Genomic DNA, 8,162 nt, shown 5'->3' on the forward strand with positions numbered 1-8,162 from the left:
CCGCGATGCAGCTTGTCCTTCCCGCCCTCACCTTCCGCACCCCCGGCGGCGCCCTCGACACCGCCGCCACCGCCGCCTACGCCCGACGTGCCGCGGGCACATGGGCGCACCGCTTCATCCTGTCCGGCACCACCACCGGCGGACACCAGGCCAGCGAAACCGACCGGGCCGCGGTCGTCGACCTGTGGGCGGAAACGATCGGGGTGGACCGGCTCACCGCATGCTGCTGGACACCCGCCGACATCACCCACGCCACCCGCACCGGAGTCATCCCGATGGTCGTCCTACGAGACCTCACCAGCGACACCGAGGCCCTGAACCTGTTCGCCGCATTGCCGAGGCCGTGCTACCTGTTCAGCCACCCGGAGTTCAGCCCGACCACCCTGACACCCGAGCTTGCCGCCACCGCCCGCGCCGCCGGTGTCCTGCCCGCAGCCGCGAAGGTCTCCAAGGTCCCCCTAAGCAGCATCGCTGCTCTTCGCACCGCGACCGGCCCGGACTTCACCCTGTGGGACGGCACCGCCCGCCACATCACCGCCAGCCTCGACGCCGGAGCCGACGGCATCGTGACCGCACCCCTCAGCCACCTACCCGACCCGTTCCCCGCCGCCCAGGCCGCCCAGGTCCAAGCCGCCATCGACGCCGCCCAACACCACCTTGACACCCAGCCTGGCCGACACGCCCGCACCGCCGCTCTGTTCGTGATGGCCACGGCCGGACACCCGAGCACCGGTGTCTGACGTCGTGTCTGCCGAATTGCTCGTTTTAGGATCAAGCTGGGCGCCACGCGGCCGCCTGCGCGCGGCCGTGGACGGCCGTGCTCGCCGGGCGCGTCGCCGGTCGATCACACGCCAAGTCTCCAGATGCCGTTGCGTACTTCCGTCACCACACGAGCCAATTACCATATGGATGGAGGCTTCTCGTGAGGGTTTCAAAAACAGATGAAATCTGTGGCATGCCTGCTCCGACCGCACGAGAACTCATGCGGGCGATTGCCCACGACTCGGTTGACGACGACTACATCGCATCGTGGCTTGACGTAGCAGCGAGCGCGGCGACTAGGATTCGCGAGAGCTTGGTCGCCGAAGGTTATTTGGAATGCTCCAGCGAAGATGAGCGGGACTCGCTACACGTAACAACAATAAAAGGAAATGCGCTCGCCCAAGCCAGCTTCTCTCCTCAAATTCACCGCCGCACCGCCGAGAAGAATATTTCAGGCATGCTAGAACGAGTCCGAGAATACAACCGCGATAATACGAAAATTCTTGCGATTTCTCGTATTCAAATTTTCGGCAGCTTTCTTGATTCTTCTCGCGACAGAATCGGTGATATAGATCTCGCAGTCACGATACTGCGTAGACCCGACAAGGATAGCTATATCAAAGCACTTTACGCGTACTGTAACGCTAGCGGGCGTCGATTCGGCACCCACCTAGATTTTCTGGACTGGCCTAGGGTTGAGGCTATACGTACGGTGAAGGGGCGGTCGCCAGCGATCAACGTGACGAACGAAGACATCACTCGTTTTACCGATCGCTGGCGCGATATCTACATGATTGACAAGGATGAGCAAGCCATTCAACCGCCGAAGGATGCGCCAGCCGAACTTTAATCGACCTAACCCTGTCCCAGAAAAGCCGTGATGGCTGTCGCCGTGCGCATCGTAGGTGGTGTCCGCATAGCACAGGCTAGAAATTATACTAGGCGGTTCCCTATACGACATTACTTCCTTTCAAGCGATATTTCGCCCCAGCTGTCACCGTGCCCGGGACTCTCTCGATCAGCTCTTTCTGGATTAGCCTTTGGAAAATCCTTCGCATTTCGACGTCGCGCGGAATCCCGGCGATTTCGCGCCCCTGCCTATTGTTGATAGTGCCATTCTCTTTAAGATAATTCAATACAATTGTACCGGGCGAGTCAAGCTTATCGTGTCTAATTAGAACAATGACCGAGTTTTCAGTCTCGACAACCTCGGGTTCTTTCAGGCGCATCTTGGTCATGGCAGCGAATGCGGTATTCAAGCCCTCGCCTACATTCTTGTTCGGCGCTCCAGGAAACTTGTGTAGTAGCCGCTCAATGGATTCATTCCTTGAGAAGCGGGCCGCAAGGATATTTCGGGGTGTAACGTGCCCCGGAAGACGGCCAGGGCTTTCAACTTCAACGCGATCGTCAAATATTCGTACATGGACGTTATCTTTGACCGCATAGTCCCGGTGAATGACCGCATTTGTAATAATCTCATGAAGCGTCTCGTTGGGGTATCGGACCGGTTCCAGGTCTCGATCCTTGATTCCCTCGATAAGTCGCGTCGTAAGGGCGACGGCGTCAATGATTTGCCGATATGCCGAACCTTCGACAATATTCGTCTTGCCGCCGACCAAAACATCCCGTACACCTTCGGCGGCATCCGTCGCGTAACGGTACACAATTACCGAAGCTTTGGGAAGAACAATTTGAGGCTCATCCGCATATAGGACCAAACCCGCAACTGTGGGCTTACCCTCCCTAATTAGAAGCTGTTTCCGGAGCCACGGCATAGCCTCATTAGTTGGTACAATCGAAAGCATAAACTCCGTAATTTGATACGAATCGGTAATTAGATCAAGTGGCGCGTCAACGGTGTCCGTCTCGTGAGAGACTAGACCCTTTTGCAAACGCAGCGTGTGCATTTCTTCGTCACTACTGAGCGGCGAAACGCTCGCCGCCGCCCGCTTGTATACTCTACCATCGGACGCTGACACAATCCGCCGATTGCGACCAACTTCGATCTTCAGGATCGAGCCTGGGTAGTTCGCACTTGTGAGCGATATGTATCTATAATCATCACCCTGAGGAAATAGACTCTGCAGAGTCGAGACGTGCGAGTTACAGTCTTCGACTCGTTCAAATCCATTCCAGACAAACCTGCCAGGATTTGGCTCGGAGATTCCGACGTATATGTCGCCACCTGAAGAGTTCGCGAATGCGGATACCCATCTCGACAGCTTGCTCGGATCCACCCTCTTGTCTTTGAAATCAACATAGTAGTCTTCATGCAAAGAAAGTATCAGTTTTGCTTGACTGGCCGGAATCTGGACATTTTCCACTGCGGCTGACCCCAACTCCCCCTCAGACTGACGTCGATCATATACTGGGCGACAGCGCTACGAAGCCGGGCGAGTGGGACGGACAGCGGTGCTCTGTTCGGAAGGAGAACCTGCTCCTGAGGGCGCTGGGACAGCGCAACACAGCAGACAAACCACTGATGATCTCCCCGCCTGCAGGTCGAGACAAGTACCTGTGTACGATCCGTGACGCTGGACGGAGGACCCTATACAGCAGTCAAACCGCAACGGGGACAGACGTCGATGACTACTGGTGGACTCCGGCGGTCCCGCAAGCTGCACCGGCAGACCTCCGCGGAGGTCCCGCAAGCTGCACCGGCAGACCTCCGCGGACGTCCTTAGATGGAGTGCCGAAGCCTGCGGATCGGAAGGTTGCCGACGGGATAGCTCTGGCAGCCAGAGTGGCAGCCAAGCCCACCGACGGTGAAAGACGGTCACGGGACTTGGTGGACGATGCCGAGCCCGTGACCTGCGTCGGTGGACGTCCACGGACACCAGCGGACGAACAGCCGAAGATCTCATAATCCGTCGGTCGTGGGTTCGAGCCCCACCCGCCCCACCCCGCAGCGTGACGAACCGCCTGACCTGCAGAAACAGGCTGGTTCGCACGTTGTGGACGTGCTCGTGCCCGCCGAAACTGCAGGCCGGCGGGCCGGGCAGGTGGTTCGAGCCTCCTTTGGCTCTGTAGCAGTCGACTCCTGTCGGTAGTCACCGCTGCTGGGACTGGATCAGCATGCGGGTCGTTCGCGGCCTTTGATCCGGACTGGAGACCGCCGGAGCCGGACACACCACCCGCGCCCCGCGTCTCCCTCGTCCACGAAGGCCGGTACCAGCAGGCGCTGGCCGACTACGACCGCCAGGTCGACGAATGGCACCGGCGTGCCGGTGGCACGGTTTCCGATCCGGTGACCGTCGAGCGGGCCAGGCTCGTCACGTGCCCGAAGTGCGGTGCCCCCGAAGCACGCCCGTGCACGGACGCTGCGAAGTCCCGGAAGGTGAATCACCAGGAGCGGCTCCGGCGGTTCCGTGCGTGGATGCGGGAGACCCATCCCCGGTACCCTCGGCGCGAGACGCTCTGACCATGTCGGCGTGACCGGCCCGGCCGAGGCGCGCCAGCGGGCGGACACCAAGGGCGCGATGTCGCTGAGAGCGATGCGGAACGTCAGCCGCGGCAGGCGGCCGGGCCTCCGGCCCTACCGGTGTTCCTCCGAGTTGGTGGCGGCTGCGGTGGTGTGCTCCCAGTGCAGGATCAGCTCGGCGAGCGCCTCGACTGCTCTTCGCCGTTCCTCGGCCGTCATGGGTATGGTCTCGACCCGCTCGATGACCATGTGGCGGGCGACGGGTTGTCGTCGTGCTTTCCGGGACGGTCCCGCGCCAGCTTGGTTGCCGGCTTCCGTGCTCTCCGTGCTCTCCGTGCGGGGATCGTCCTGGGCGTGGTCGGGACCGGCCATCGGTAGCGTGCCCCCTTCAGGCTCTCTGGCCTGTATCGGCTGTCGGCGCACTCTATTGCTGCTGGGAGCGGTTCCTGGGCGACCACGGCGTCGCCCTTCGTCGCCTCCGATGGCTTGTTCTGGTACCGGGTTGTCCCAGCGCTAGCGCGGTTCGTCCGCGTTTGCCTGTTCCCGGCCGGGTAAGCGCGTTTCCTGTTCGGCCGGTTGGAGGCCGCGGTTGTCGAGACCCACCAGCTGCCCCCGCTGGCTGTTGGCGTATGAGGCCGATCGCCCGACAGGCTGGTTGATCGGGTGAGATCATGATGGGTCGTGTGGAGGAGCCGGAACTCACGCGGTCGTGAGCCAGAAGATCGCGAGATGACGGTGCGCGAGTTCTTCTCGGCGCTTGCCTTCATCGCGCGGGAGGCGTGGAGCCCTACGCCCCGGTCAGATCTCTACTTGCACTGTGATGTCTGCGGCGGTCCGACCCCGCACTCCAGCTATCGGCGGATCATCTCAGCGACCGAGGTGAATCCGACGCTCGTTGCCGCGCCCCCGGAGCCGGTCTGCGCGGTGTGCCGCGATGCGCATCCGCGCACGCTCGGCGACGAATCACCCTGCGACACGGCCATGGTGTGTGTCGGCCGCCGACGGCGCCGCTGGCGTTCGGGTAGGTCCCGGAGGCGGTGCGGCGCGCGATTCGAGGTTCCCGCGTCCGCGCCGACCGTGATCTGCCCGTGGTGCAGCACGCAGCAGGACGGGCCAGTCAGGCATTGATGAGCTATCGACATGGGGCTCGCCGATGGAGGTGCAGGTGGATGGAAGGCGGCGTGGAGGTCGGCGTCTGGGGTGTACCGCGACCAACTGATCGAACCGCCGGAAACGTCGTTCACGGGACAGACCCTGCCGCGGGCGAAGGCTCCAACCGGTGGACGGCGGAGGGTGAGATCATAGCCTTGTGTCGGACAGCGGTGGACCTGAGACAGGGCAGCAGTTCCTCGTCTCGTACGTCGTCGACGACGCCGAGTGGGCGGAGTGGGTCGCTTGGACCTTGGAGTCCGCAGGCCATAGGGCATTGATCCGCGCCTGGGATGCCGTGCCTGGGTCGCATCCTGTCGCTGACCTGCAGCGGACGCTGGCGAGTGGTGCACGCTCCGTGGTGGTGCTTTCGGAGGCTTATCTGGCGTCGGCGACTCGAGGCGCGGAATGGGAAGTTGGCTGGGCGACGGACCCCGCCGGGCTGAACAGGCGCGTGCTGGTTGTCCGGGTGGAAGACTGCTTGCCCCCGGCGTTGCTGGGCCAGATCCAAGCGGTGGACCTGTTCGGGATCGACAGGGAGACGGCGCGGGAGCGGCTCCTCGAAGCCGTCGTAGGTGGACGGCGCAAGCCGGCTACGGAGCCGGGCTTCCCCGGAGGCTTCCAACTACCTGACGCGAGCATCGGGACGCTGTTGCCCTCCGAGTTGCCCCAGGTGTGGAACGTCCCCCCGCGGCTGGCACGGACCATTCATCGTGAGGAGTTCCTCGACGCGGTGCGCGATGGCCTCTCGGGCACCGGTACCGCCGCTGTCTGCGCGCTTTACGGGATGGCCGGGACTGGTAAGACGGCGCTCGCGGTCGAGTACGCCCACCGCTTCGCCGACGATTTCGATGTCGTGTGGTGGATCAACGCGGGTGACTCGGCGGTGGTCGCTGGGCAGGTCGCGGCGCTGGGAGTCAAGCTCGGCCTCTCCGACGACGCCGGCTGGTCTGAGGTCGCCGCGTCGCTGAATCGAGAGCGGCGGCGCTGGCTGCTGGTACTCGACGACGTCAACGAGCTGGATGTCGTCGATCCGTTCCGGCCGTCGGGTCCGCACGGGCGACTGCTGGTGACTTCCCGTCTGGTAGGGCTCGACAGCGTCGGTGCGGCGGTTGAGGTCGGCGCATTCAGCAAGGACGAGGCGGTCAGGGTACTCGTCCCTCGGGTCGAAGGAATCAAGGAGACGGAAGCCGGGTGGATCGCGGATCTGCTTGGCTACCTGCCGCTGGCAGTCGAGCAGGCGGCCAGCTTCCTCGTGCAGACCGGGCTGCCCCCGGCCGAGTACGTCCGCTTGTTGATCGAGCGGCTCGGAAGCTTGCTCGACCGCGGGCGCGTGGCGGATCGACCCGGCGTGACGGTGGCAAATCTGTGGAGGCTTTCGGTGGCACGGATTCAGGCGGAGCGGCTGGCAGCGGTGGAGCTGCTCTCGCTGTGCGCTTTCTGCGCCGCTGATCCAATTCCCCTCGACCTGTTCACCGATGGTGCCGCTGCGGCACTGGCGGACGGGCCGCTGCGGCGGGCAGCCAAGGATCAGCTCGACTGGGCGGAGACCGTCGGGGTGCTGGTTAGTTTCAGTCTGGCGCGTCGTGCCGGATCAACGCTGACCGTTCACCGGCTGACCGCCGCAGCAGTCCGGGAGGACATGACGCCAGCCGATCAGGCTGCGGCCACGGTTGGAATCATCCGACTTCTCGCCGCCGGGCTACCCAACGCCTCTGAAGATCCAACGAGCTGGCCGCGGTGGCGGCAGCTGATACCTCACGTGCGGGCAGCGCTCGACGGCATTGATGACCAGTGTGACGTTGTGACAGCTGGGCTGGTATCAAGGATCTGTGACGTCACCGGTAGGTACCTCAACCAGCAGGGACAGTCCGAGGCCGCGGTTCTTTACCTAGAACGAGCCCTGGCGCTCGACGAATCGCGTCTCGGTCCTGACCACAGGGATACAGCGGCCGCCTGCAACAATCTTGGCGCGGCCTACATTTCTGCTAAGCGGACAACGGAGGCGATCGATCTGTACGAGCGGGTTGTCGCCGGCCTTGAACGCCTTCCGGGTGTCGATCACCCAGACACGTGGCTCGCGTACAACAACCTCGCTGAGGCCTTACGCGCGGACGGGAGGACCGACGAGGCGATCGCGCTCTACGAGCGCATTGTGCCCCGTTTCGAAGCGGCATTCGGCGTCGGAGACCGAGCAGGGTTGACCGCCCGCCACAACCTGGCATGCACCTACCGGGCCGCGGGACGGCTGGCTGAAGCGACCGGCCTGCTCGGGTGGACCCTCGCAGACGCCGAGCGGCACCTGGGCCCCAACGATTCGCTGAGCGTGCTCATACGTGGCAGCCTCGCCGACTCGCTGGTAGTCGACAACCCAGACCAGGTGCAGCCCCACGAGCGGACCGTCGACGAATTCCAGGAGCTGTTCGGACCCGATCATCCGAGGACACTACTGATCTTTAATGTGCCGGGTCGGGTTGATCCGGTGGTGATCGCTGGGGTGATCGTTGGGGGTTGGGTAGTCCGTTGGTATGAGGTATGCGACGGGTGGCGGGTTGACCGCTGAGGATCGAGATCGCCGGGAACGGATACGACAAGAAGCCGCGCATTTGTTCGAACAGGGTGTGTCGAACCGGGAGGTTGCCGCTGGGTTGCGGGTGACTGAGCGGTCGGTGGAGCGGTGGCGGCGGGTGTGGAAGGCCGGTGGGGTGGCGGGGTTGCGGTCGCGGGGGCCGACGTCACGCTGCCGGTTGGATGAAGAACAGTTGCGGGCGTTGGAGGCGGTGTTGGATCGGGGGCCGGCGGCGTCGGGCTGGGTGGATGAGCGGTGGAC

General features: G+C 63.3%; 7 protein-coding genes. 5 read left to right on the plus strand and 2 right to left on the minus strand.

Features of this window, described 5'->3' with window-relative positions; genetic code table 11:
* Positions 1 to 5: 5 nt before the first annotated feature.
* Positions 6 to 740, plus strand: coding sequence for a hypothetical protein (locus FF36_RS35655; protein WP_044888118.1), 735 nt, complete (start codon positions 6 to 8; stop codon positions 738 to 740).
* A 182-nt stretch (positions 741 to 922) separates the two neighbouring features.
* Entirely contained in the window at positions 923 to 1,612 is a 690-nt protein-coding gene (locus FF36_RS35125; RefSeq protein ID WP_128423408.1) for a hypothetical protein, read from the plus strand.
* Positions 1,613 to 1,712: 100 nt separating this feature from the next.
* On the opposite strand, the gene FF36_RS33480 is transcribed toward FF36_RS35125, so the two are convergent.
* The gene (locus FF36_RS33480; protein ID WP_199865524.1) at positions 1,713 to 3,086 is read right to left on the minus strand and encodes an ATP-binding protein; all 1,374 of its coding nucleotides are present in this window, start codon (positions 3,084 to 3,086) and stop codon (positions 1,713 to 1,715) included.
* A gap of 923 nt (positions 3,087 to 4,009) precedes the next feature.
* Between FF36_RS33480 and FF36_RS41595 the strand changes: the two genes are divergently transcribed.
* The gene (locus FF36_RS41595; RefSeq protein WP_479686798.1) at positions 4,010 to 4,183 is read left to right on the plus strand and encodes a zinc finger domain-containing protein; all 174 of its coding nucleotides are present in this window, start codon (positions 4,010 to 4,012) and stop codon (positions 4,181 to 4,183) included.
* 114 nt (positions 4,184 to 4,297) lie between these two features.
* Here FF36_RS41595 and FF36_RS35130 read toward each other — a convergent pair whose 3' ends face one another.
* Positions 4,298 to 4,555 carry a hypothetical protein gene (locus FF36_RS35130; RefSeq protein ID WP_128423409.1) on the minus strand — a complete coding sequence of 86 codons (258 nt, stop codon included), beginning with the start codon at positions 4,553 to 4,555 and terminating at the stop codon, positions 4,298 to 4,300.
* A 937-nt stretch (positions 4,556 to 5,492) separates the two neighbouring features.
* On the opposite strand from FF36_RS35130, the gene fxsT reads away from it, so the two are divergent.
* Positions 5,493 to 7,895 (plus strand): FxSxx-COOH system tetratricopeptide repeat protein, encoded by a 2,403-nt coding sequence (gene fxsT / locus FF36_RS27570; RefSeq protein WP_052681516.1) that lies wholly within the window; start codon positions 5,493 to 5,495, stop codon positions 7,893 to 7,895.
* A partial coding sequence (locus FF36_RS33495) for a helix-turn-helix domain-containing protein (RefSeq protein ID WP_131669497.1) occupies positions 7,861 to 8,162 on the plus strand: 302 nt, incomplete at its 3' end. The genes fxsT and FF36_RS33495, both read left to right, overlap by 35 nt.

It is taken from the genome of Frankia torreyi (assembly GCF_000948395.1).
GTDB lineage: Bacteria > Actinomycetota > Actinomycetes > Frankiales > Frankiaceae > Frankia > Frankia torreyi.